This window comes from Eikenella longinqua (genome assembly GCF_001648355.1).
GTDB lineage: Bacteria > Pseudomonadota > Gammaproteobacteria > Burkholderiales > Neisseriaceae > Eikenella > Eikenella longinqua.
This window is the reverse complement of record NZ_LXSL01000028.1, coordinates 238,026-260,273: the sequence shown is the minus strand read 5'-3', so window position 1 is coordinate 260,273 and position 22,248 is coordinate 238,026. Positions and strand designations below refer to the sequence as shown.

The 22,248-nt window shown below is 57.1% G+C and carries 23 protein-coding genes; 22 read left to right on the top strand and 1 reads right to left on the bottom strand.

Annotation, left to right across the window (positions count from 1 at the left end; translation table 11 throughout):
- Window positions 1-14: 14 nt before the first annotated feature.
- On the bottom strand, window positions 15-1,457 hold the full coding sequence (gene mgtE / locus A7P95_RS08735; RefSeq protein ID WP_156503564.1) for a magnesium transporter: 1,443 nt from the start codon (window positions 1,455-1,457) through the stop codon (window positions 15-17).
- A 416-nt stretch (window positions 1,458-1,873) separates the two neighbouring features.
- Between mgtE and A7P95_RS08730 the strand changes: the two genes are divergently transcribed.
- The 22 genes from A7P95_RS08730 to A7P95_RS08625 all read left to right on the top strand — a co-directional run bounded on the left by A7P95_RS08730 (window position 1,874) and on the right by A7P95_RS08625 (window position 22,117).
- A complete protein-coding gene (locus A7P95_RS08730) occupies window positions 1,874-2,230 on the top strand; it encodes an NADH-quinone oxidoreductase subunit A (RefSeq protein ID WP_067594100.1) in 357 nt (118 codons plus the stop codon).
- Window positions 2,221-2,700 (top strand): NuoB/complex I 20 kDa subunit family protein, encoded by a 480-nt coding sequence (locus tag A7P95_RS08725; RefSeq protein WP_067594097.1) that lies wholly within the window; start codon window positions 2,221-2,223, stop codon window positions 2,698-2,700. Before A7P95_RS08730 ends, A7P95_RS08725 begins: the two co-directional genes overlap by 10 nt.
- A gap of 9 nt (window positions 2,701-2,709) precedes the next feature.
- Window positions 2,710-3,300 (top strand): NADH-quinone oxidoreductase subunit C, encoded by a 591-nt coding sequence (locus A7P95_RS08720; RefSeq protein WP_067594093.1) that lies wholly within the window; start codon window positions 2,710-2,712, stop codon window positions 3,298-3,300.
- Window positions 3,290-4,546: an NADH dehydrogenase (quinone) subunit D gene (gene nuoD, locus A7P95_RS08715; RefSeq protein ID WP_067594090.1), complete on the top strand. Its 1,257-nt coding sequence runs from the start codon at window positions 3,290-3,292 to the stop codon at window positions 4,544-4,546. Before A7P95_RS08720 ends, nuoD begins: the two co-directional genes overlap by 11 nt.
- Window positions 4,546-5,019, top strand: a complete 474-nt coding sequence (gene nuoE / locus A7P95_RS08710; protein ID WP_067594087.1) for an NADH-quinone oxidoreductase subunit NuoE — start codon at window positions 4,546-4,548, stop codon at window positions 5,017-5,019. Before nuoD ends, nuoE begins: the two co-directional genes overlap by 1 nt.
- A gap of 82 nt (window positions 5,020-5,101) precedes the next feature.
- A complete protein-coding gene (locus A7P95_RS08705; RefSeq protein ID WP_067594084.1) occupies window positions 5,102-5,530 on the top strand; it encodes a hypothetical protein in 429 nt (142 codons plus the stop codon).
- Window positions 5,531-5,613: 83 nt separating this feature from the next.
- Window positions 5,614-6,909, top strand: coding sequence for an NADH-quinone oxidoreductase subunit NuoF (gene nuoF, locus A7P95_RS08700; protein ID WP_067594081.1), 1,296 nt, complete (start codon window positions 5,614-5,616; stop codon window positions 6,907-6,909).
- A gap of 62 nt (window positions 6,910-6,971) precedes the next feature.
- Entirely contained in the window at window positions 6,972-7,442 is a 471-nt protein-coding gene (locus tag A7P95_RS08695) for a hypothetical protein (protein ID WP_067594078.1), read from the top strand.
- Between the two features lie 105 nt (window positions 7,443-7,547).
- On the top strand, window positions 7,548-9,806 hold the full coding sequence (gene nuoG / locus A7P95_RS08690; protein ID WP_067594075.1) for an NADH-quinone oxidoreductase subunit NuoG: 2,259 nt from the start codon (window positions 7,548-7,550) through the stop codon (window positions 9,804-9,806).
- Between the two features lie 2 nt (window positions 9,807-9,808).
- Window positions 9,809-10,879 (top strand): NADH-quinone oxidoreductase subunit NuoH, encoded by a 1,071-nt coding sequence (nuoH, locus tag A7P95_RS08685; RefSeq protein ID WP_067594072.1) that lies wholly within the window; start codon window positions 9,809-9,811, stop codon window positions 10,877-10,879.
- Window positions 10,880-10,964: 85 nt separating this feature from the next.
- Complete coding sequence (gene nuoI, locus A7P95_RS08680) at window positions 10,965-11,444, top strand: NADH-quinone oxidoreductase subunit NuoI (RefSeq protein WP_067594069.1); 480 nt, start codon at window positions 10,965-10,967, stop codon at window positions 11,442-11,444.
- A 12-nt stretch (window positions 11,445-11,456) separates the two neighbouring features.
- The gene (locus tag A7P95_RS08675; protein ID WP_067594066.1) at window positions 11,457-12,128 is read left to right on the top strand and encodes an NADH-quinone oxidoreductase subunit J; all 672 of its coding nucleotides are present in this window, start codon (window positions 11,457-11,459) and stop codon (window positions 12,126-12,128) included.
- On the top strand, window positions 12,125-12,430 hold the full coding sequence (nuoK, locus tag A7P95_RS08670; RefSeq protein ID WP_067594063.1) for an NADH-quinone oxidoreductase subunit NuoK: 306 nt from the start codon (window positions 12,125-12,127) through the stop codon (window positions 12,428-12,430). Before A7P95_RS08675 ends, nuoK begins: the two co-directional genes overlap by 4 nt.
- A gap of 120 nt (window positions 12,431-12,550) precedes the next feature.
- Window positions 12,551-14,560, top strand: coding sequence for an NADH-quinone oxidoreductase subunit L (gene nuoL / locus A7P95_RS08665; RefSeq protein ID WP_067594061.1), 2,010 nt, complete (start codon window positions 12,551-12,553; stop codon window positions 14,558-14,560).
- Between the two features lie 14 nt (window positions 14,561-14,574).
- Complete coding sequence (locus tag A7P95_RS08660; protein ID WP_067594057.1) at window positions 14,575-14,886, top strand: chorismate mutase; 312 nt, start codon at window positions 14,575-14,577, stop codon at window positions 14,884-14,886.
- 51 nt (window positions 14,887-14,937) lie between these two features.
- Complete coding sequence (locus A7P95_RS08655) at window positions 14,938-15,258, top strand: cupin domain-containing protein (protein WP_067594054.1); 321 nt, start codon at window positions 14,938-14,940, stop codon at window positions 15,256-15,258.
- Between the two features lie 66 nt (window positions 15,259-15,324).
- On the top strand, window positions 15,325-16,827 hold the full coding sequence (locus A7P95_RS08650) for an NADH-quinone oxidoreductase subunit M (protein ID WP_067594051.1): 1,503 nt from the start codon (window positions 15,325-15,327) through the stop codon (window positions 16,825-16,827).
- 9 nt (window positions 16,828-16,836) lie between these two features.
- Window positions 16,837-18,282, top strand: a complete 1,446-nt coding sequence (gene nuoN / locus A7P95_RS08645; RefSeq protein WP_067594049.1) for an NADH-quinone oxidoreductase subunit NuoN — start codon at window positions 16,837-16,839, stop codon at window positions 18,280-18,282.
- 26 nt (window positions 18,283-18,308) lie between these two features.
- Entirely contained in the window at window positions 18,309-18,608 is a 300-nt protein-coding gene (locus A7P95_RS08640) for a DUF2818 family protein (RefSeq protein ID WP_067594046.1), read from the top strand.
- A gap of 178 nt (window positions 18,609-18,786) precedes the next feature.
- On the top strand, window positions 18,787-20,112 hold the full coding sequence (gene miaB, locus A7P95_RS08635) for a tRNA (N6-isopentenyl adenosine(37)-C2)-methylthiotransferase MiaB (RefSeq protein WP_067594043.1): 1,326 nt from the start codon (window positions 18,787-18,789) through the stop codon (window positions 20,110-20,112).
- 33 nt (window positions 20,113-20,145) lie between these two features.
- Entirely contained in the window at window positions 20,146-20,655 is a 510-nt protein-coding gene (locus tag A7P95_RS08630) for a hypothetical protein (RefSeq protein WP_067594040.1), read from the top strand.
- A gap of 124 nt (window positions 20,656-20,779) precedes the next feature.
- Window positions 20,780-22,117 carry an NCS2 family permease gene (locus A7P95_RS08625; RefSeq protein ID WP_067594037.1) on the top strand — a complete coding sequence of 446 codons (1,338 nt, stop codon included), beginning with the start codon at window positions 20,780-20,782 and terminating at the stop codon, window positions 22,115-22,117.
- Window positions 22,118-22,248: the final 131 nt, after the last annotated feature.

Sequence of the window (22,248 nt, the reverse complement as noted above, 5' to 3'; positions counted from 1 at the left end):
ATAAGTAACTAAAATTAAAGCAAAAACAGCGTGGCCAGCCCGAGGAAGATGAGGAAGCCGCCGGAGTCGGTAACGGCGGTAATCAGTACCGAGCTGCCCAGCGCCGGATCGCGGCCGAGCTTGTCCATAATCACCGGAATCAGCACGCCCACGGTGGCGGCCAAGAGCAGGTTGAGCGTCATCGCCGCCACCATCACCAGCCCGATGCCGATGTTTTTATACAGCAGCCAGGCCACCACGCCCATCACGCCGCCCCAAATCACGCCGTTAATCAGCGCCACGCCCACTTCTTTTTTCAACAGGTGCAGCGCCTGGCTGCCGGAAAGCTGCCCCATGGCCATGGCGCGCACAATCATGGTGATGGTTTGGTTGCCCGAGTTGCCGCCGATGCCGGCCACAATCGGCATCAGCGCAGCCAGCGCCACAATCTGCGCAATACTGCCTTCAAATGCGCCAATCACGCGGCTGGCCACAAAGGCGGTGCACAAGTTGATGGCGAGCCACATCCAACGGTTTTTCACCGAATCGAGCACGGGGGCGAACAGATCTTCTTCCTCCTGCAAACCGGCCATGTTCAACATGTCGGCCTCGGTTTCTTCGCGGATCACGTCCACCATTTCGTCCACGGTGAGGCGGCCGATGAGCTTGCCTTCGGCATCGGTAACGGGGGCGGTTACCAAGTCATAACGCTCAAACGCCTGCGCGGCTTCTTCGGTGTTGTCTTCGGGGTGGAAGCGCACGATGTCGCGCGCCATGATGTGCTCGACGATTTCATCCGGGTCGGCCACCAACAGCTTGCGGATGGGCAGCACGCCTTGCAGGATGTCGTTGTCGTCGATCACGAAAATTTTGTCGGTGTGGTCGGGCAGGCTCTCGAAGCGGCGCAGATAGCGCAGCACTACTTCGCAGGTAACGTCGGCGCGGATGCTCACCAGCTCGAAGTCCATGATGGCGCCCACTTGGTCGTCGGCAAACGACATGGAGGCCTGCACTTGGGCGCGTTCTTCTTCGTCGAGCGATTGCAGGGCTTCGGCCACGATTTGGCGCGGCAGGTCGTCGGCCAGCTCGGCCAGGTCGTCCACGTCCATGTCTTCGACCGCGGCCAGGAGTTCCTGCCGTTCCATGTTTTCAATCAGCGTTTCGCGAACGGCGTCGGACACTTCCAACAGGATGGTGCCGTCGCTCTCCGGCCCCACCAGTTTCCACACCAAAAGGCGGGCTTGCAGCGGCAGCGATTCCAGCGCGGCGGCGATGTCGGCCGGGTGCAGCTCGTGCAGGATTTGGATGAGCTCGGAAAGGCAGCTGTTGAGATAGGGGTCGTCGAGCGCGCTGTCGGGCTGGATGCTGTCGTATACGGGCAGCAGGGCGTCGGCCAGCTCGTGGATGCGGGCGATGTCGATCGGCTGTTGTTCGGAAGAGGGCAATAGGGTAGGCATGCGCACTCCATTACCGTGCATCACAGTAATGGCGCACGGTGGAAATCAGGGGAAATCAATCAGAGAAACGGCAGGGTGGGAACCGGAAGGATCCATAAGGTTAGCGGCCCAATCTTGGGATCTGTAACAAACCGGCGCATTCTACACGTTTTTGCAGTAAGGCGACAAACGGCTTTCAGGTAGCCTCTTGCTGTGTAAATAAGTGTTATGCGGGGAAGTTTGTGTGCGTTGGTTTTATAGTGTTGATTTAAATCAAAACTCTTTAAGGGGGAAATCCGTTGCAATGCAAGGGCTGAAGATATTGCGAATTATTTCTATTTAATGCAATGAAAATATTGTCTTTTCGCATGCTGGTTTGCTTTGAATCAAACAATGAATTTGGTTACAATGCCGGTTGGTTTTACCTGCATTTTATGTGTTTACCCTGAGTACAAACCATGTTGGCTAACTATTTCCCTGTATTTGTTTTCGTGCTGGTCGGTTTGGCGGCGGGCGTCCTTTTCTTAACATTGGGCACGCTGCTTGGCCCGAAGCGGCACTATGCCGAAAAAGATGCGCCTTTCGAGTGCGGCTTTGAGGCGTTTGAAAACGCCCGTATGCGTTTTGATGTGCGCTACTATTTGGTGGCCATCCTGTTTATTTTGTTTGATTTGGAAATCGCCTTTATGTTTCCTTGGGCGGTGGTGTTTAAAGATTTGGGAATGTTCGGTTTCGGCGTGATGCTCGTGTTTATCGTGATTTTGGGCATCGGCTTTGTTTACGAATGGAAAAAAGGTGCGCTGGAATGGGAATAGAAGGCGTTTTGAGTAAGGGGTTTATCACCACCAGTGCCGATACCGTGCTGAATTATATGCGTACCGGCTCGATGTGGCCGGTTACCTTCGGTTTGGCCTGTTGCGCAGTGGAAATGATGCATGCCGGTATGGCGCGCTACGACCTCGACCGCTTCGGTATTATCTTCCGCCCGTCGCCGCGTCAGTCCGACTTGATGATTGTGGCGGGCACGCTCACCAATAAAATGGCGCCCGCCCTGCGCCGCGTGTACGACCAAATGGCCGAGCCGCGCTGGGTGTTGTCGATGGGTTCGTGCGCCAACGGAGGCGGTTACTATCATTATTCTTATTCCGTGGTGCGCGGTTGTGACCGTATTGTGCCGGTGGATGTGTATGTGCCCGGCTGCCCACCCACGGCCGAAGCGCTGATTTACGGCTTGATCCAGCTGCAAGGCAAAATCAAGCGCACCTATACCATCGCCCGCCATTAGGAGTACGCCATGCATGTAAACGATTTGTATCTTGCCGTACAAAACCTGCTGGGCGACAAAGCAGAGAAAGTGATTTTGGCGTTTGGTGAAGTCACGGTGGAAGCCCAAGCCGGGAACTACCGCGAAATTATGCAGCTGCTGCGCGATCACGAATCCATGCACTTTGAATTGTTGCTTGATTTGTGCGGCGTGGACTACAGCGAATATAAAAACGAGCCATGGGAAGGCCAGCGCTTTGCCGTGGTCAGTCAGCTGTTGTCGCTGCAAAACAACCAGCGTATTCGAGTGCGTGTGTGGGTGGCAGATGATGATTTCCCGGTGTTGAGCTCGGTGGTTGATATTTATAACAGCGCCGATTGGTATGAGCGTGAGGCCTTTGATTTATATGGGATTATGTTTGAAGGTCATCCTGATTTGCGCCGTATCCTGACCGACTACGGCTTTGTCGGCTATCCCTTCCGCAAAGATTTCCCCGTTTCTGGTTATGTGGAAATGCGCTACGACGAGCAAGAAAAACGGGTGGTGTACCAGCCGGTAACCATCGAGCCGCGCGAAATCACGCCGCGTGTCGTCCGTGAGGAGAATTACGGTGGCCACTAAACTGAGAAACTACACCATCAACTTCGGTCCGCAGCATCCGGCCGCGCACGGCGTATTGCGCATGATTTTGGAGCTGGACGGCGAAACCATCGTGCGCGCCGACCCGCATATCGGCCTGCTGCACCGTGGCACCGAAAAACTGGCCGAAACCAAAACCTATCTGCAGGCCCTGCCGTATATGGATCGTTTGGACTACGTTTCCATGATGGTCAACGAGCAGGCCTATTGCCTGGCTGTAGAAAAGCTGCTGGGCATTGAAATTCCCATTCGTGCCAAATATATCCGCACCATGTTTGCGGAGGTTACCCGCATCCTGAACCATTTGATGGGCGTGGGTTCGCATGCGCTCGATATCGGCGCCATGACCGCCATCCTGTATGCCTTCCGCGACCGCGAAGACCTGATGGATTTGTATGAAGCCGTTTCCGGCGCGCGCATGCACGCAGCCTATTTCCGCCCCGGCGGCGTGTACCGCGATCTGCCTGATTTCATGCCTAAGTACGAGCCGAGCAAATACCGCAGCGCCAAGGTGTTGAAAGAGCTGAATGCCTGGCGTGAAGGCAGCATGCTCGACTTCATCGATGCTTTCTGCGATCGTTTCCCTTCGCGCATTGACGATTTGGAAACCCTGCTCACCGACAACCGCATCTGGAAACAGCGTACTGTCGGCATCGGCGTGGTTTCGCCCGAGCGCGCCATGCAAAAAGGCTTTACCGGCGTGATGCTGCGCGGTTCCGGCATCGAATGGGATGTGCGCAAAAAACAGCCCTACGAAGTTTACGACCGAATGGATTTCGATATTCCCGTCGGGGTAAACGGCGATTGCTATGACCGCTATCTCTGCCGCATCAATGAAATGCGCCAGTCTGTGCGCATCATCAAGCAATGCGCCGAATGGCTGCGCGTCAATCCCGGCCCGGTGATTGTGGACGACCACAAAGTCGCCCCGCCCAAGCGCACCGAAATGAAAACCGGCATGGAAGATTTGATCCACCATTTCAAACTGTTCACCGAAGGCATGCACGTGCCCGAAGGCGAAACCTACACTGCTGTCGAGCACCCCAAAGGCGAGTTCGGCATCTATATTATTTCAGACGGCGCCAACAAACCCTACCGCCTGAAAATCCGCGCCCCCGGCTTCGCCCACCTGCAAGGCATGGACGAAATGGCACGCGGCCACATGCTGTCCGACGTTGTTGCCATCATCGGCACGCAGGACATCGTATTCGGAGAGGTAGACCGCTAATGTTATCCGCAGAATCACTGAAACAAATCGATATTGAGCTGGCCAAATTCCCGGCCGACCAGCGCCGCTCTGCCATCATGGGCGCCCTGCGTATCGCGCAAACGGAAAAAGGCTGGCTTGCCCCCGAAACCATCGCCTTCGTGGCCGACTACATCGGCATTACCGCCGCCCAAGCCTACGAAGTGGCCACCTTCTATAATATGTACAACCTGCAACCGGTGGGTAAATACAAGCTCACTGTCTGCACCAACCTGCCGTGCGCCCTGCGCGGCAGCGTGGATACCGCACAGTATTTGCAGGAAAAACTCGGCATCGGCTTCGGCGAAACCACGCCCGACGGCAAATTTACTCTGATGGAAGGCGAGTGCATGGGCGCCTGCGGCGACGCGCCGGTGATGCTGGTGAACAACCACAAAATGTGCAGCTTCATGACCGACGAAGCCATCGACCAGAAACTGGCCGAGCTGTGCTGAAGGCTACCTGAAAATTTTTCAGGTAGCCTTAGTGAGCATTGATTAAGTTGCATTGTGCATAGTGCATTAAAGGATGAGTCAAATGAAAAAATTGGGACTGCTTGCATTGATGGTTTTGATGTCTTCCCCCGTATTGGCGGAGGTGAGTGAACAGCAGGCTAGGCAGGCTATCACGTACTTTTACCGTGTTTATGTATTCGGGGGCGGTGATTTAGCCGATCAAGGCAACAGGGTTGCGACACAGCGATTGTTAGCAAAGTTGGAGGCAGTATATCGAGATGAATATGACTGCACTGTTGCGCATTGCTATGCCGCATATGCTTTGCGGACAAGTGCACAAGATGGCGGTGGAGCAAGCGGGATTGTCAGCATCACACCCAGGGCTAATGGTTGGTATCGCGTAACTTATCGAGACGCGCCCTATAGAGGAGTAACTGATATTAAGGTGGTTGAGTCTGATGGGGTTGTTAAGTTAGACGATTACAAACGTATTCGTGAGATAACTAATTAAACCATATCATTGGAAAACTATTTTCAGGCTACCTGAAAACTTGAAATAAATAAGAATCAAAAGTTTACAAGCTAGGCAAACACATGGCTATTTACCAACCAGGCGTGATTTTCGAGCAGGTGGACACCGCCGCTCCCGATTGCTGGACGCTGGCCGCCTACCAGGCGCGCGGCGGTTATCAGGCATTGCGCAAAATCCTCAGCGAAAAGATTCCGCAAGACGACCTGATCGCCGAACTCAAAACCTCCAACCTGCGCGGCCGCGGCGGCGCAGGCTTTCCCACCGGCCTGAAATGGAGCTTCATGCCGCGCAACATCGAAGGCGCCAAGTATGTGGTGTGCAACACCGACGAAGGCGAGCCGGGCACCTTCAAAGATCGCGACATCATTTTCTTCAACCCGCACGCCGTGATCGAAGGCATGATTATTGCCGGCTATGTGATGGGCGCCACCGCCGGCTACAACTACATCCACGGCGAAATTTTCGAAGGCTATCAGCGCTTTGAAGCCGCCCTGGCCGAAGCGCGCCAAGCCGGTCTGCTCGGTAAAAACATCATGGGCTTGGGCTTTGATTTCGAGCTCTTCGCCTCCCACGGCTACGGCGCCTATGTGTGCGGCGAGGAAACCGCGCTGCTCGAATCATTGGAAGGCAAAAAAGGCCAGCCGCGATTCAAACCGCCATTCCCCGCCTCCTTCGGCCTATACGGCCGCCCCACCACCATCAACAACACCGAAACCTTCGCCTCCGTGCCTTTCATCATCCGCGATAGCGGTGCAACCTTTGCCGCAAAAGGCATCGAAAACGCCGGCGGCACCAAGCTGTTTTCCGTGTCCGGCCACGTGGCGCGCCCCGGCAATTATGAAGTGCCGCTCGGCACCCCTTTTGCCGAACTGCTGGAAATGGCCGGCGGCATGCGCGGCGGCAAAAAGCTGAAAGCCGTGATTCCCGGCGGCTCTTCTTCGCCCGTTATCCCTGGCGAGATGATGATGACCCTCACCATGGATTACGACGCCATCGCCAAGGCCGGCTCCATGCTCGGCTCCGGCGCGGTGATTGTGATGGACGAAGACGTGTGCATGGTGAAAGCCTTGGAGCGGCTCAGCTATTTCTACTACGAAGAATCCTGCGGCCAATGCACGCCGTGCCGCGAAGGCACCGGCTGGCTGTACCGCATCGTACACCGCATCGTCAGCGGCCAAGGGCGCATGGAAGATCTCGAATTGCTGGAAAGCATCGGCAACAACATGGCCGGCCGCACCATCTGCGCCCTGGCCGACGCCGCCGTCTTCCCCGTGCGCGGCTTCATGAAGCACTACCGCCACGAGTTCGTCTACTACATCGAACACGGCAAACCGATGAAAGTGCATCAATGGTGCTAGTGGAAGAGGCTACCTGAAAAATTTGAGATTGATTGAATCACTGTTTATCAAGGAAATAACCAATGAAAAAAACAGCTGCATGGATTTTGTTTAGCGTAGTTGCCACATTGAATGCACAACAGGCATTGGCCGGAAATCAAGACGATGCCCAAAAAATTTCAGTGGTCAAAGGATTTTTGGACTGCAATGCCAAAGGTGTGTGTGTTCAGGAACGAACAGCCGAAAATGCAACCAAACGCTTTCTGAGCCGCTCTGCTATTGCAGTGTTGGCTCAAGAGAAAAGACGTTTTCAGGCAGATGAAGACTGCTCCGCAGTGATTCCCCGATGCTACAGCGGTCTTTGGTCAGAGCCCGGTAACGGCGGCTTTGCATGGAATGCGCCCAAGTTCTCCGTACATGGCAATACGGTATCTGCCGATTTCGGCAAGACGGACGGGGTAGCCCGTTTTAAACTGGTTAGGGAAAATGGACAGTACAAAATAGATAATTCCATCCACGTTTCCCCTGATTTCCAGGCGAAATGGTGGCGGTAACAAAACGCAGGCTAGATGGGTAAGATTAATCAGATAGCTGAAAACGTATCCCCTGCCCAGCAGGGGAAAAATGCAAACCAATGAATTAAATAGCTAGGAAGAGCTATGTTACAAATCAGCATCGACGGTAAGGAAGTATCGGTAGAGAAGGGCGCCACGGTGATTGAAGCCGCGCAAAAGCTCGGCACCTATATCCCGCACTTCTGCTATCACAAAAAACTCTCCATCGCCGCCAACTGCCGCATGTGCCTGGTGGACGTGGAAAAAGCCCCCAAACCGCTGCCCGCCTGCGCCACCCCGGTAACCGACGGCATGGTGGTGCGCACCCATTCCGACAAAGCCCGCCAAGCGCAATCCGGCGTGATGGAATTCCTGCTCATCAACCATCCGCTCGACTGCCCGATTTGCGATAAAGGCGGCGAATGCCAGCTGCAAGATTTGGCCATGGGCTACGGCAAATCCACCACCCGCTACACCGAGCCCAAACGCGCCGTGGCCGGCAAAGACATGGGCCCCTTGGTGTCTGCCGCCGAAATGAGCCGATGCATCCACTGCACCCGCTGCGTGCGCTTCACCGAAGAAATCGCCGGCAATCAGGAAATCGCCATGGCCTACCGCGGCGAACATTCCGAAATCATGCCCTTTATCGGCCGCGTGGTGGAAACCGAATTGTCGGGCAACGTCATCGACTTATGCCCCGTGGGCGCGCTCACCAGCAAACCCTTCCGTTTCAACGCCCGCTCGTGGGAACTAAACCGGCGTAAATCCATCTCCGCCCACGACGCGCTGGGCAGCAACCTCATCGTGCAAACCAAAGACCACACCGTGCGCCGCGTGCTGCCGTTGGAAAACGAAGCCGTCAACGAATGCTGGCTTTCCGACCGCGACCGTTTCGCCTACGAAGGGCTGAACCACGCCAGCCGCCTGCGCCAGCCGAAAATCAAACACGGCGGCGAATGGCACGATGTGGATTGGCCTACCGCGCTGGAATATGTGCGCAAAACCTTGGAATGCATCCAAAAAGAAGACGGCGACGGCCAAACCGCCATGTGGCTCAACCCGATGAACACCGTGGAAGAGCTCTATTTGGCCAAGAAACTGGCCGCCGGCCTCGGCATCCGCCATCTCAGCAGCCGCCTGCGCCAGCAAGACGACCGGCTTTCGGGTAGCCTGCAAGGCGCGCCGTGGCTTGGCCGCAGCATCGAAAGCCTGGCCACCTGCGGCGCGGTATTGGTGGTGGGTGCCACCTTGCGCCAAGAGCAACCGCTGCTCACCGCCCGCCTGCGCCGCGCCGCCAAAAACGGCATGGCGCTGAACCTGCTCGCCTCGCAGCGCGAAGAGTTGTATATGCCTTTGTTGGCACAGGAAGTGCGCCACCCGAACGATTGGGCAGGCTACCTGAAAAACCTGCTGGCCGACCCGCAATCCACTGTGGCCGCCAGCCTGCACGGCGCCGAACAGGCCGCCATCGTGCTGGGTGCCGAAGCGCAAAACCATCCCGACTACGCCGCAATTTATGCTGCCGCCCAAGCCTTGGCCGCCGCCACCGGCGCCACTTTGGGCATCCTGCCGCAGGCTGCCAACAGCGTGGGCGCCGAGGTGTTGGGCGTGGATCAGGGCAACAGCATCGGCCAAATGATGGCGCAGCCGAAGAAAGCCGTGCTGCTGCTGAACGTGGAGCCGGAAATCGACGTGGCCGGCGGTGCGGCCGCCGTGGCCGCCTTAAAACAAGCGCAAACCGTGATGGCGTTCACGCCCTTCGTGAGCGACACGCTGCTGGAAGTGTGCGACCTGCTGCTGCCGATTGCGCCGTTCACCGAAACTTCGGGCAGCCTCATCAATATGGAAGGGCGCCTGCAATCGTTCCGCGGCGTGCTGAAAGGCTATGCCGATTCGCGCCCGCTGTGGAAAGTGTTGCGCGTGTTGGGCAATGTGTGCGGTTTGGCCGGCTTTGATTACGACAGCAGCGAAGCCGTGCTGCGCGAAGCCGTGGATGCCGAAAGGCTACCTGAAAAATTGAATAGCGCCGTGAGCTGGCAGGGCGAAGCCGCGCCGGCTGCGGCCGGCCTGACCCGCGTGGGCGGGGTGGGCATCTACCACACCGACGCTATTGTGCGCCGCTCCGAGCCTTTGCAGCAAACCGTGCAGGCGCAAGTGCCGCCGGCCCGGGTGCATCCGAACACGCTGGCCGCGTTGGGTTTGGCCGACGGCGCTGCTGCCGTGGCCAAGCAGAACGGCAGCAGCGTGCCGGTAACGGTGCGCGCCGACGAAGGGCTACCTGAAAATGTGGTGCACCTGCCGCTGCATCCGGCCAATGCCGTGCTGGGCGGGCTGATGAACGCAATTGAATTGGGGAGGGGCTAAACATGCAAGAATGGTTCCAAGCCTTGTTTGCCGGCTGGTTTGGCGCGGCGGGCAGCGACATCGGATTGGTGGTGTCGATTTTGGTGAAGATTGTCATCATCTTGATTCCACTGATTTTAACGGTGGCGTATCTGACTTATTTCGAGCGCAAGGTGATCGGCTTTATGCAGCTGCGCGTGGGCCCGAACGTAACCGGCCCGTGGGGCTTGATTCAGCCTTTTGCCGATGTGTTCAAGCTGCTGTTTAAAGAGGTAACCCGGCCGAAATTGTCGAATAAGGCTTTGTTTTACATCGGGCCGATGATGTCGCTGGCGCCGGCGTTTGCGGCGTGGGCGGTGATTCCGTTTTCCAGCGAATGGCTGCTCACTAATGTGAATGTGGGCTTGCTGTATATCCTGATGATTACTTCGCTGTCGGTGTATGGCGTGATTATTGCCGGCTGGGCTTCCAACTCCAAATATGCGTTTTTGGGCGCGATGCGCTCCTCCGCGCAGAGCATTTCCTACGAAATTGCCATGAGTGCGGCTTTGGTGTGCGTGGTGATGGTGTCGGGCAGCATGAATTTTTCCGACATCGTGGCGGCGCAGGCCACGGGCATCGCCGGCGGTTCGGTGTTTTCCTGGAACTGGCTGCCGCTGTTTCCCATCTTCATCGTGTATCTGATTTCTGCGGTGGCGGAAACCAACCGCGCGCCGTTCGATGTGGCCGAAGGCGAATCGGAAATCGTGGCCGGTTTCCATGTGGAATATTCTGGCTTTGCCTTTGCGCTGTTTTTCTTGGCCGAATACATTTTCATGATTCTGATTGCGGCGCTCACCGCACTGATGTTCCTCGGCGGCTGGCTGTCGCCCTTCCCGCAAAGCTGGGGCATCATCGGCACGCCGGGCGCGTTTTGGATGTTTGCCAAGATGGCGATGGTGCTCTACGGCTACTTGTGGATCCGCGCCACCTTCCCGCGCTACCGCTATGACCAAATCATGCGCTTGGGCTGGAAGGTGCTGATTCCCATCGGCTTTGTCTATATCGTGTTCTTGGGCTTGTGGATGGTGTCGCCGCTGAGCCTGTGGAAATAGTTTTCAGGTAGCCGGCAGGCTGCATGAGGCTACCTGAAAAATAATTGAATGATTTGAATCAACCCACTACAGGGTATAAATAACAATGGCTAATTTAGTAAAAACCTTTTTGCTCGGCGAGCTGGTGAAGGGCATGGGCCTGACGCTGAAGAATTTTTTCGTCCGCAAGGAAACCATCATGTTTCCCGAGGAGAAAACGCCGCAATCCGTGCGTTTCCGCGGGCTGCACGCGCAACGCCGCTATCCGAACGGCGAAGAGCGCTGTATTGCCTGCAAACTGTGCGAGGCGGTGTGCCCGGCGATGGCCATCAACATCGAGAGCGAGGAGCGCGAAGACGGCACGCGCCGCACCAGGCGTTATGATATTGATTTAACCAAATGTATTTTCTGCGGTTTCTGTGAGGAAGCCTGCCCCACCGATGCGATTGTGGAAACGCATATTTTCGAATACTGCGGCGAGAAAAAGGGCGATCTGCACATGACCAAGCCGATTTTGCTGGCCATCGGCGACCAATATGAAGCCGACATCGCCAAGCGCAAAGCGGCCGATGCGCCTTATCGCTAAGGGAGTGCCAACATGACTTTTTCCCTGATTCTGTTTTATGTGCTGGCGGCCATCATCTTGTTTGGCGCGCTGCAAACCGTTACCGCGAAAAATCCGGTGCACGCCGCGCTCTATCTGGTGCTCACTTTCTGCACCAGCGCGATGATGTGGCTGCTGATGCAGGCCGAATTCCTCGGCATCACGCTGGTGGTGGTGTATGTGGGGGCGGTGATGGTGCTGTTCCTGTTTGTGGTGATGATGCTGAACGTGGACATCGAAGAGATGCGCGCCGGTTTCTGGCGGCATGCGCCGGTGGCCGGCGTGGTGGGCGTGCTGATGGCGGTGGCGCTGATCATGATTTTGATTGCGCCGGATACCAATCTGGCAGCCTTCGGCCCGATGAAGGATGTGCCGGCCGATTACAGCAATGTGCGCGATTTGGGCAGCCAAATCTACACCACTTACCTGCTGCCCTTCGAGCTGGCGGCGGTGCTGCTGGTGTTGGGCATGGTGGCGGCGATTGCGCTGGTGCACCGTAAAACGGTGAATCCGAAGCGTATGGATCCGGCCGAACAAGTGAAGGTGGATGCCAATCGGGGCCGCCTGCGCATGGTGAAGATGGAAGCCGTGGTGCAGGTGCCGCAAGCGGCTGCGGAAGAAGTTTCAGGTAGCCACGCAGAGACGAAAGAGGAGGGCAAGGCATGATTACGATTACGCATTATCTGGTGCTGGCCGCCTTGCTGTTCGGCATCAGCGCGATGGGCATTTTCATGAACCGCAAAAACGTGCTGGTGCTGCTGATGTCGATTGAGCTGATGCTTTTGGCGGTAAACTTCAATTTCATCGCGTTTTCGCAATATTTGGGCAACACCGCCGGGCAGGTTTTCGTGTTTTTCGTGCTCACCGTGGCGGCGGCGGAATCGGCCATAGGTCTGGCGATTATGGTGCTGGTGTTCCGCAACCGGAACAGCATCAACATCAGTGATTTGGACAACCTGAAAGGCTAGGGTACAGGCTACCTGAAAACGCACCGCTGTTTTTCAGGTAGCCTCATGCGGCAGCCGTAAAGGCTACCTGAAAAATATGCCGCACACATAACAAGATTGATCCGCAAGGATGGCAACACTATGACAGACATGACTTTATACCTCATCATCGCCCTCACGCCATTGGCCGGCTGCCTGCTGGCCGGGCTGTTCGGCAACACCATCGGCCGCCGGGGCGCGTACACGGTTACCATACTCGGCGTGGCCGTGTCCGCCGTGCTGTCGGCCTATGTGCTGTGCGGATTTATCGACGGCAGCCGCGCCAAGTTCGATGAAAACGTCTATACCTGGCTGACCATGAACGGGTTGGATTTCTCAGTCGGCTTCCTGGTGGACAGCCTCACCGCGCTGATGATGGTGGTGGTCACTTCCGTCTCGCTGATGGTGCACATCTACACCATCGGCTATATGGCGGACGAAGAAGTCGGCTACCAACGCTTCTTCAGCTATATCTCATTGTTTACCTTCAGCATGTTGATGCTGATTATGTCCAACAACTTCATCCAGCTCTTTTTCGGCTGGGAAGCGGTCGGCTTGGTGTCATATCTGCTCATCGGCTTCTATTTCAAACGCGACAGCGCGATTTTCGCCAACTTGAAAGCCTTTTTGGTGAACCGCGTGGGCGACTTCGGCTTCGTGCTCGGCATCGGCCTCGTGCTGGCCTATTTCGGCGGCAGCCTGCGCTATGCCGACGTGTTCGCCTATCTGCCCAACGTGGTCGGCAGCACCCTGTTCGGCTGGGATTTGATCACCATCACCTGCCTGTTGCTGTTTGTCGGCGCGATGGGCAAATCCGCGCAGTTCCCGCTGCATGTGTGGCTGCCCGATTCCATGGAAGGCCCGACCCCGATTTCTGCGCTGATTCACGCCGCCACCATGGTTACCGCCGGCCTGTTTATGGTGTCGCGTATGTCGCCGATGTATGAATTGTCCACCACCGCGTTGAGCGTGATTATGGTGATTGGCGCGATTACCGCGCTGTTTATGTGCTTCCTCGGCACGATTCAGAATGACATCAAGCGCGTAGTGGCTTATTCCACCCTGTCGCAGCTCGGCTATATGACTGTGGCCTTGGGCGTGTCCGCCTATTCCGTGGCCATGTTCCATGTGATGACCCACGCCTTCTTCAAAGCCCTGCTGTTCTTGGCGGCGGGCAGCGTGATCATCGGCATGCACCACGACCAGGACATGCGCAATATGGGCGGCCTGCGCAAATACATGCCGATTACCTGGTTCACCATGCTGCTGGGCAACCTCGCCCTCATCGGCACGCCGCTGTTCTCCGGTTTCTATTCCAAAGATTCGATTATCGAAGCGGTGCACGCCAGCAACCTGCCCGGCAGCGGTTTTGCCTATTTCGCCGTGCTGGCCAGCGTGTTCGTTACCGCGTTTTACGCCTTCCGCCAATACTTTATCGTTTTCCACGGCAAAGAACGCTGGCGCGAGGCCAAGCATGACCATCACGACGACCACGGCTACCACCACGGCCTGAAGCCGTCCGACAACCCGCACGAAAGCCCGTGGGTGGTTACCCTGCCGCTGGTTTTGCTGGCGATTCCGTCCGTGATGATTGGCTACATCGCCATCGAGCCGATGCTGTACGGCGATTTCTTCAAAGACGTGATTTATGTCAATCACGAGCTGCACCCCGTGATGCATATCATGAAGGAAGAGTTCCACGGCGCAATGGGCATGGTGTCGCACAGCCTGCACACGCCCGTGCTGTATCTGGCCGTCGGCGGTGTATTGGCCGCGTGGTTCCTGTATGTGAAAGCGCCGCAGCTGCCTGCCAAAATCGCGCAGACCTTCCGCCCGGTGTATGTGCTGTTTGAAAACAAATACTACCTCGACAACATCTACTTCGCCGTGTTTGCCAAAGGCACGCGTGCGCTGGGCAGCTTCTTCTGGAAAGCCGTCGATACCGCCATCATCGACAACGGCTTGGTAAACGGCGCGGCCAAACTGGTCGGCGCAGTGGCCGGGCAGGTGCGCCGCGTGCAAACCGGCTTTATCTACACCTACGCCGCCGCCATGGTGTCCGGCGTGCTGGTGCTGATTGTGGTGTTTTTCTGGCAGCTTTGGTTCAGATAAAGGCTACCTGAAAAATGAATGCCGATAGCTTGCCCGATACCTTGGCCGAAGTGCGGCAGGCGATTGACGCGTTGGACAGTCGGCTGATTGATTTGCTGGCACAACGACAACGGTTGGTCGCGCAGGCAGGCCGTCTGAAACCCAAGCACGACGCGCAGGCCGTGGCTGCGCCCGATCGGGTGGCGCAGGTGTTGGCAGCGAGGCGCGAACAGGCTGCGGCAGCGGGCTTGTCGCCCGATGTGGCAGAAGCCGTGTGGCAGGCCATGATTGCCGCCTTTATCCGTTTCGATCAGGAAGTGAACCGTTCAGATGGAACAAGTCATTAAGGCTACCTGAAAACTGAAAAGGCCGTCTGAAAACACCACACAGAGGAAAAAATGAGCGCAACCGATATCATCCGCGCCGCCGAATTCACCGCCGACAGGGCATGGGGCGCGCGCAGCATCGCCAATCTGAACGGCACCACCGTGCGCCTGCACTGGACCGACCAGCCATACCAATGGCATGTGAACGACGGCGAGGAAGTGTTTGCCGTGATGAGCGGCGAAGTCGATATGCACTACCGCGAAAACGGCGAAGAGCGCGTGGCTCGGCTGCGCGGCGGCGACATCTTCTATGCCGGAGTCGGCGCGGAACACGTCGCCCACCCGCGCGGCGAAGCGCGCATTTTGGTCATCGAAAAAGAGGGCAGCGTTTAGAGGCCGTCTGAAAACGGCAAACGCAGAACAACAACGACTTATTTATTCATACCGCAGGTTACAACTATGTTTTCCAACCACCTTCTCAGCTTGGCAAGCTGGCTGCCGATAGCCGCCGGACTATTGGTGCTGGCCACCGGCTGCGACCGCCGTGCCCCCTTGGCGCGGATATTGGCCTTGGTCGGCGCGGCGGCGGGTTTCGCCGTAACGCTGCCGCTGTTTACGCAGTTCGACCGCTTGAGCGGCGGCTACCAGTTCAACGAGTTCTATTCGTGGATTCCCGCGCTCAACATCAACTACGCGCTGGGCGTGGACGGCATTTCCGTGTTGTTTGTGATTTTGAACGCCTTTATCACGCTGATGGTGGTGATTGCGGGCTGGGAAGTGATTCAGAAAAAGGTGGCGCAGTATATGGCGGCCTTCCTGATTATGTCCGGTCTGATTAACGGCGCGTTTGCCGCCCGCGATGCCATGCTGTTCTACATTTTCTTTGAAGGCATGCTGATTCCGCTGTATCTGATTATCGGCGTGTGGGGCGGGCCGCGCCGCGTGTATGCTTCGGTGAAGCTCTTCCTCTACACGCTGATGGGCTCGCTGCTGATGCTGGTGGCCTTGGTGTATTTGTCGTTCCAGACCGGCGGCAGCTTTGCGATTGACGATTTCCAAAACATCAAACAAATTCCGCTGCTTACCCAGCAGATTCTGTTTGCCGCCTTCTTCCTGTCGTTTGCGGTGAAAGTGCCGATGTTTCCGGTGCACACTTGGCTGCCCGATGCGCACGTGGAAGCACCCACCGGCGGTTCGATGGTGCTGGCGGCGATTACACTGAAGCTCGGTGCATACGGCTTCCTGCGCTTCATCCTGCCGATTCTGCCCGACGCATCGCGCTATTTCGCGCCCGCCATCATCGTGCTCAGCCTGATTGCGGTGATTTATATCGGCATGGTGGCACTGGTGCAAACCGATATGAAAAAACTGGTGGCGTATTCTTCCATCAGCCACATGGGTTTCGTTACCTTGGGCATGTTCCTGTTTACCAATCAGACGGAATTGCAGCCGTGGGCGTTGAAAGGCGCGATTATGCAGATGATTTCGCACGGTTTCGTGTCTGCCGCCATGTTCTTCTGCATCGGCGTGATGTACGACCGCCTGCACAGCCGCAATATTGCCGACTACGGCGGCGTGGTAACGGTGATGCCGAAATTTGCCGCCTTCATGATGCTGTTTGCCATGGCCAACGCCGGCCTGCCCGCCACATCGGGCTTCGTGGGCGAATTTATGGTGATTATGGGCGCGGTGAACTACAACCTGATTGTGGGCGCGCTGGCGGCGCTGACGCTGATTTTGGGCGCAGCCTACACGCTGTGGATGTATAAGCGCGTGATTTTCGGCGCGGTGACCAACCCGCATGTGGCCGAAATGAAAGACATCGGCCGCCGCGAATTTGCTGTGCTGGCCATCCTGGCCGCCGCCGTGCTGGGCATGGGCCTGTGGCCGGAGCCGTTTATCGCCGTGGTGCACCAGGCGGCCAACGATTTGATCGCGCATGTGGCGCAAAGCAAGATTTGAGGTGTGTGAATGAACTGGACTGATTTGAACTTAATCCCCGCCATGCCCGAAATCGTGCTGCTCGCGGCATTGTGCGCGGTGCTGCTGGTGGATTTGTGGCTGCCGGACGAAAAGCGCGGCATCACGGCCTGTCTGGCTTCTTTGGCTGTGTTGGCGGCGGCGGTTTTTCAGGTAGCCTTATGGCCGGGCGAGCCGGTGGAAACCTTCAGCCGCATGTTTGTGCTTGACGGTTTGTCTTATGTGGGCAAGCTGGCGGTGTATGCGCTGGTGTTGGTGCTGTTTGCGCTGTCGCCGGGCTACCTGAAAACGCGCCAGATTTATAAAGGCGAGTTTTACACGCTCACGCTGTTTGCACTGCTGGGCATGTGCGTGATGATGAGCGCCAACCATTTCCTCACGCTGTATATCGGCTTGGAAATCCTGTCGCTGTCGCTGTATGCGCTGATTGCGCTGCGCCGTGACGACGTGCGCGCCAGCGAGGCGGCCTTGAAATATTTCGTGCTCGGCGCGCTGGCTTCCGGCTTGCTGCTCTACGGCATTTCCATGATCTACGGCGCCACCGGCTCGCTGCTGCTGCTGCCCGATGTGCTGGCGGCGGGGCTCACGCAGATGGCCAATCCGTGGCTGCTGAAGCTGGGCTTGGTGTTTGTGGTGGTGGCCATTGCGTTCAAGCTGGGCGCGGTGCCGTTCCATATGTGGGTGCCGGATGTGTATCACGGCTCGAGCACGGCGGTGACCGCGTTGGTGGGCACGGCGCCGAAAATCGCGGCCACGGTGTTTGCCTTCCGCATTTTGGTTACCGGCCTGGGCGGGCTGCACGCCGACTGGGTGCCGATGCTGAATATTCTGGCGGTGGCTTCGCTGCTGGTGGGCAATCTGGCGGCGGTGATGCAGGCCAATATCAAGCGCATGCTGGCGTATTCTACTGTGTCGCACATGGGTTTCGTGCTGCTGGCGTTTATGGGCGGCCTGCACGGCTTCAGTGCGGCGTTGTACTACGCGCTGGTGTATGCGCTGATGGCGATGGCGGGCTTCGGCGTGTTGATGCTGCTGTCGCGTGAGGGGCACGATTGCGAGGAAATCGCCGATTTGGCCGGCCTGAACCAACGCCATTCCTGGTATGCCTTCCTGATGCTGCTGGTGATGTTCAGTATGGCGGGCATTCCGCCGCTGGCGGGCTTTTATGCCAAGCTTTCCGTGATTCGGGCGCTGCTGGGGCAGGGCTTTGTGTGGCAGGCGGTGTTTGCGGTGGTGATGTCGCTGATTGGCGCGTTCTACTATCTGCGCGTGGTGAAGGTGATGTATATGGATGAGGCCGTGGAAACGGCGCCGCTGTCGATGGCGGCAGCCAGCCGGGTGGCCTTGTCGGTGTGCGCGCTGGGGCTGCTGCTGTTTGGCCTGATGCCGAGCACGCTGATGGACTGGTGCGTGTATGCGCTGGGCAAGGTGTTGTGATTTAACCAAACAATCGGAGTAGGGCGATGACTGCCGCGATGTATCTGCTGCTGTTGGTGGCGTTGGTGTGTGCCAACCTGCCGTTTGTGAGCGTGCGCTGGTTCGGCATCAAAAGGCTACCTGAAAAACGGTTTGCCCACCATTTGCCGGAGCTGCTGGCCGGGTTTGCCTTTGTGGCGCTGTTGGCCTATCTGCTGGAAGCACAGGGCGGCAGCGTACATCGCCAGCATTGGCAGTTTTATGTGGCGGTGGCGTGCCTGTATCTGGTGTTTGCCTTCCCCGGCTTTGTGCTACGCTATTTCTGGCGCGGCCGCAACCGAGAATAGCCCGCCTGCTTGCGTTGAGGCTACCTGAAAAACCCTTTTCAGGTAGCCTCAGATTTTGAGTGGTAGCATTTTGTTATTGATTTGATTTTATCTTTTCACGCTGCGGCGCACTGCGTATAATGCCGCCTTCGCATAATAATCAGCCCCGCGATTACGGGCTACCTGAAAGCACCAAACCATGAAAAAAGTCTATATCCGCACCTTCGGCTGCCAAATGAACGAATACGACAGCGACAAAATGCTCGCCGTCCTTGCCGAAGAACACGGCGGCATCGAGCAGGTTTCCGAACCCGATAACGCCGACATCATCCTGTTCAACACCTGCTCCGTGCGAGAAAAAGCGCAGGAAAAAGTATTCTCCGACCTCGGCCGCATCAAACCCCTCAAACAGAAAAACCCCAACCTCATCATCGGCGTGGCCGGCTGCGTCGCCTCACAGGAAGGTGAAGCCATCATCGAGCGTGCGCCTTATGTCGATGTCGTCTTCGGTCCGCAAACCCTGCACCGCCTGCCGCAGATGATTGTGGACAAAGAAACCAGCGGCCACTCCCAAGTGGACATCTCCTTCCCCGAAATCGAAAAGTTCGACCACCTGCCCCCCGCCCGCGTGGACGGCGGCAGCGCGTTTGTTTCCATTATGGAAGGCTGCTCCAAATATTGCAGCTTCTGCGTTGTGCCTTATACGCGCGGCGAAGAATTCTCCCGACCGCTGAACGACGTGCTGACCGAAATCGCCGGCTTGGCGCAACAGGGCGTGAAAGAAATCAACCTGTTGGGGCAGAACGTGAATGCCTATCGCGGCGAAATGGACAACGGCGAAATCTGCGACTTTGCCACCCTGCTGCGCATCGTCCACGAAATCCCCGGCATCGAGCGTATGCGCTTCACCACCAGCCACCCGCGCGAGTTTACCGACGCCATCATCGAATGCTACCGCGACCTGCCCAAGCTGGTGTCGCACCTGCACCTGCCGATTCAGAGCGGTTCAGACCGCGTATTGAGCGCGATGAAACGCGGCTACACCGCCTTGGAATACAAATCCATCATCCGCAAACTGCGTGCCATCCGCCCCGACTTGTGCCTGAGCAGCGACTTCATCGTCGGCTTCCCCGGCGAAACCGAGCGCGAGTTCGAACAGACGCTGAAACTGGTGAAAGACATCGCCTTCGATTTGAGCTTTGTCTTTATTTACAGCCCGCGCCCCGGCACGCCCGCCGCCAACCTGCCCGACGACACCCCGCACGCCGAAAAAGTGCGCCGCCTCGAAGCCCTGAACGAAGTCATCGAAGCCGAAACCGCCCGCATCAACCAAACCATGCTCGGCACGGTGCAACGCTGTCTGGTGGAAGGCATCTCCAAAAAAGACCCCGACCAGCTCCAAGCCCGCACCGCCAACAACCGCGTGGTGAACTTCACCGGCGACGTGTCGCTCATCAACCAGATGGTGGACATTGAAATCACCGAAGCCTTCACCTTCAGCCTGCGCGGCGAGCTGGTGGAATAGGGCAGAGGCTACCTGAAAAATAATGGAGCAATAATGAAAGCGATAATGGCGGCGCCATTCTTGGGATGCTTGTTTATGCCGGCCTATGCGGAGAATAGCGAACGGCTGAACCAGATGGAGTTTACCCGGCAAGCGCAGATTGTTGCCCAATATTTGGCTAATCAAACATCTAACCTAGTAGCAGATCAGTTTCTTGCCATGACGCCGGAACAGCAGCGTGAGTTCGATCGCCGGCTTGCAGACAAGCAGCAAACCGCACGCTGGGAAAGCGAATTACGCGGGCAAGTGATGCGGCAGTTTACAGGCTATATCGCGCAGTGCTATGTGGAAAATAAAGCAGATTTATGCACTTATCGTGATATTGCTGGGCAGGGCATCATGCGAAAAGTGTTGGGACAGGCAAACGACCGCCAACAGTTGATACCGTTGCACCAGCAAACGCAATCTTGGATCGCGCGTAATCCCAGCCAGGCTGCCGAAGCCTGGCAGATAACTGAGTGGATCGCACGATTGGCCGCGCTTTCCGGTAGTAAAGGCCAATGACGCAGATAATTTTCAGGTAGCCTTCCACAGGCAAACTCTGAAAGGCTACTGAAAACCCCGTTTCCCAACCCAACCAAGCATTACCCGAAAAACCCTTATCCCAACCCAACCCCCGAAAAACATCATGCAATCCTTCTTCAACCGCTATTTCAAACTTTCCGAAAACAACACCACCATTCGCACCGAGCTGATGGCGGGGCTCACCACCTTCCTCACCATGTGCTACATCATCGTGGTAAACCCGCACACGCTCTCGCTCTCCGGCATGGATTTCGGAGCCGTGTTTGTGGCCACCTGCATTTCGGCGGCCATCGGCTGCTTCATCATGGGCATGCTGGCCAACTACCCGATTGCGCTGGCGCCGGGCATGGGCCTGAACGCCTATTTCACCTTCAGCGTGGTCAAGGGCATGGGCGTGCCGTGGCAGGTGGCGCTGGCGGCGGTGTTTGTTTCCGGCATCATCTTCATTTTGTTCAGCTTTATGAAGGTGCGCGAAATGCTGGTAAACGCGCTGCCGATGAGCCTGAAGATGGCGATTGCGGCGGGCATCGGCCTGTTTTTGGCGCTGATTGCGCTCAAAGGCTCGGGTGTGATTGTGGGCAACGAGGCTACGCTGGTGCACATGGGCGAGTTCCGCCTGCCGGTGGAAGGGCAGCCGGGCGCGTATGCGCCAAACTGGCCTATGCTGCTGGCGATGCTGGGCTTTTTCGTGATCGTCACGCTGGATTACTACCGCGTGCGCGGCGCCATCATCCTCGGTATCATGGGCATCACCCTGCTGTCTATCCCGCTGGGGCTCACCCGTTTCGACAAAGTGGTGTCTGCCATTCCGAGCATTGCGCCCACCTTTATGCAGATGGATTTCAAAGACCTGTTTTCAGGTAGCCTGATTGCAGTGATTTTCGTGTTTTTCCTGGTGGATTTGTTCGACAGCACCGGCACGCTGGTGGGCGTGGCGCACCGTGCCGGCCTGCTGGAAAACGGCCGCCTGCCGCGCCTGAAAAAAGCGCTGTTTGCCGATTCTGTGGCCATCGTGGCCGGCGCGGCGCTGGGCACTTCTTCCACCACGCCTTATGTGGAAAGCGCTTCCGGCGTGGCGGCGGGCGGCCGCACCGGGCTCACCGCCGTAACCGTGGGCGTGCTGATGCTGGCCTGCCTGTGGTTTTCTCCGCTGGCGCAGGCCGTGCCCGCCTTCGCCACCGCGCCCGCGCTCTTGTATATCGGCGTGCAGATGATGCGCTCGGCCACCGAAATCGATTGGCACGACATGACCGAGGCCGCACCCGCCTTCCTCACCATCGTGTTTATGCCCTTCTCCTATTCCATCGCCGACGGTATCGCCATGGGCTTCATCAGCTATGCCGTGGTGAAACTGTGCTGTGGCCGCCAGCGCGACGTGCCGCCGATGGTATGGGGCGTGGCCGTGCTGTGGGCGTTGAAATTCTGGTTCTTGGGCGCGTAGTGCTGCTGCCTGTGGGCGTGGAAAAGGCTACCTGAAAACTATGCCGGCCCTTCCCGCCCACTCCCCTAAAGGCTACCTGAAAACCGTTTGCTTTGTTTTCAGGTAGCCTCTTCTTTATAATCCCGCTGTTT

What these genes read in the sequence shown, in the direction of transcription:
- mgtE (WP_156503564.1), bottom strand. Translation starts at nt 1,457, where the DNA reads ATGCACGGTAATGGAGTGCGCATGCCTACCCTATTGCCCTCTTCCGAA.
- A7P95_RS08730 (WP_067594100.1), top strand. Translation starts at nt 1,874, where the DNA reads ATGTTGGCTAACTATTTCCCTGTATTTGTTTTCGTGCTGGTCGGTTTG.
- A7P95_RS08725 (WP_067594097.1), top strand. Translation starts at nt 2,221, where the DNA reads ATGGGAATAGAAGGCGTTTTGAGTAAGGGGTTTATCACCACCAGTGCC.
- A7P95_RS08720 (WP_067594093.1), top strand. Translation starts at nt 2,710, where the DNA reads ATGCATGTAAACGATTTGTATCTTGCCGTACAAAACCTGCTGGGCGAC.
- nuoE (WP_067594087.1), top strand. Translation starts at nt 4,546, where the DNA reads ATGTTATCCGCAGAATCACTGAAACAAATCGATATTGAGCTGGCCAAA.
- A7P95_RS08705 (WP_067594084.1), top strand. Translation starts at nt 5,102, where the DNA reads ATGAAAAAATTGGGACTGCTTGCATTGATGGTTTTGATGTCTTCCCCC.
- nuoF (WP_067594081.1), top strand. Translation starts at nt 5,614, where the DNA reads ATGGCTATTTACCAACCAGGCGTGATTTTCGAGCAGGTGGACACCGCC.
- A7P95_RS08695 (WP_067594078.1), top strand. Translation starts at nt 6,972, where the DNA reads ATGAAAAAAACAGCTGCATGGATTTTGTTTAGCGTAGTTGCCACATTG.
- nuoG (WP_067594075.1), top strand. Translation starts at nt 7,548, where the DNA reads ATGTTACAAATCAGCATCGACGGTAAGGAAGTATCGGTAGAGAAGGGC.
- nuoH (WP_067594072.1), top strand. Translation starts at nt 9,809, where the DNA reads ATGCAAGAATGGTTCCAAGCCTTGTTTGCCGGCTGGTTTGGCGCGGCG.
- nuoI (WP_067594069.1), top strand. Translation starts at nt 10,965, where the DNA reads ATGGCTAATTTAGTAAAAACCTTTTTGCTCGGCGAGCTGGTGAAGGGC.
- A7P95_RS08675 (WP_067594066.1), top strand. Translation starts at nt 11,457, where the DNA reads ATGACTTTTTCCCTGATTCTGTTTTATGTGCTGGCGGCCATCATCTTG.
- nuoK (WP_067594063.1), top strand. Translation starts at nt 12,125, where the DNA reads ATGATTACGATTACGCATTATCTGGTGCTGGCCGCCTTGCTGTTCGGC.
- nuoL (WP_067594061.1), top strand. Translation starts at nt 12,551, where the DNA reads ATGACAGACATGACTTTATACCTCATCATCGCCCTCACGCCATTGGCC.
- A7P95_RS08660 (WP_067594057.1), top strand. Translation starts at nt 14,575, where the DNA reads ATGAATGCCGATAGCTTGCCCGATACCTTGGCCGAAGTGCGGCAGGCG.
- A7P95_RS08655 (WP_067594054.1), top strand. Translation starts at nt 14,938, where the DNA reads ATGAGCGCAACCGATATCATCCGCGCCGCCGAATTCACCGCCGACAGG.
- A7P95_RS08650 (WP_067594051.1), top strand. Translation starts at nt 15,325, where the DNA reads ATGTTTTCCAACCACCTTCTCAGCTTGGCAAGCTGGCTGCCGATAGCC.
- nuoN (WP_067594049.1), top strand. Translation starts at nt 16,837, where the DNA reads ATGAACTGGACTGATTTGAACTTAATCCCCGCCATGCCCGAAATCGTG.
- A7P95_RS08640 (WP_067594046.1), top strand. Translation starts at nt 18,309, where the DNA reads ATGACTGCCGCGATGTATCTGCTGCTGTTGGTGGCGTTGGTGTGTGCC.
- miaB (WP_067594043.1), top strand. Translation starts at nt 18,787, where the DNA reads ATGAAAAAAGTCTATATCCGCACCTTCGGCTGCCAAATGAACGAATAC.
- A7P95_RS08630 (WP_067594040.1), top strand. Translation starts at nt 20,146, where the DNA reads ATGAAAGCGATAATGGCGGCGCCATTCTTGGGATGCTTGTTTATGCCG.
- A7P95_RS08625 (WP_067594037.1), top strand. Translation starts at nt 20,780, where the DNA reads ATGCAATCCTTCTTCAACCGCTATTTCAAACTTTCCGAAAACAACACC.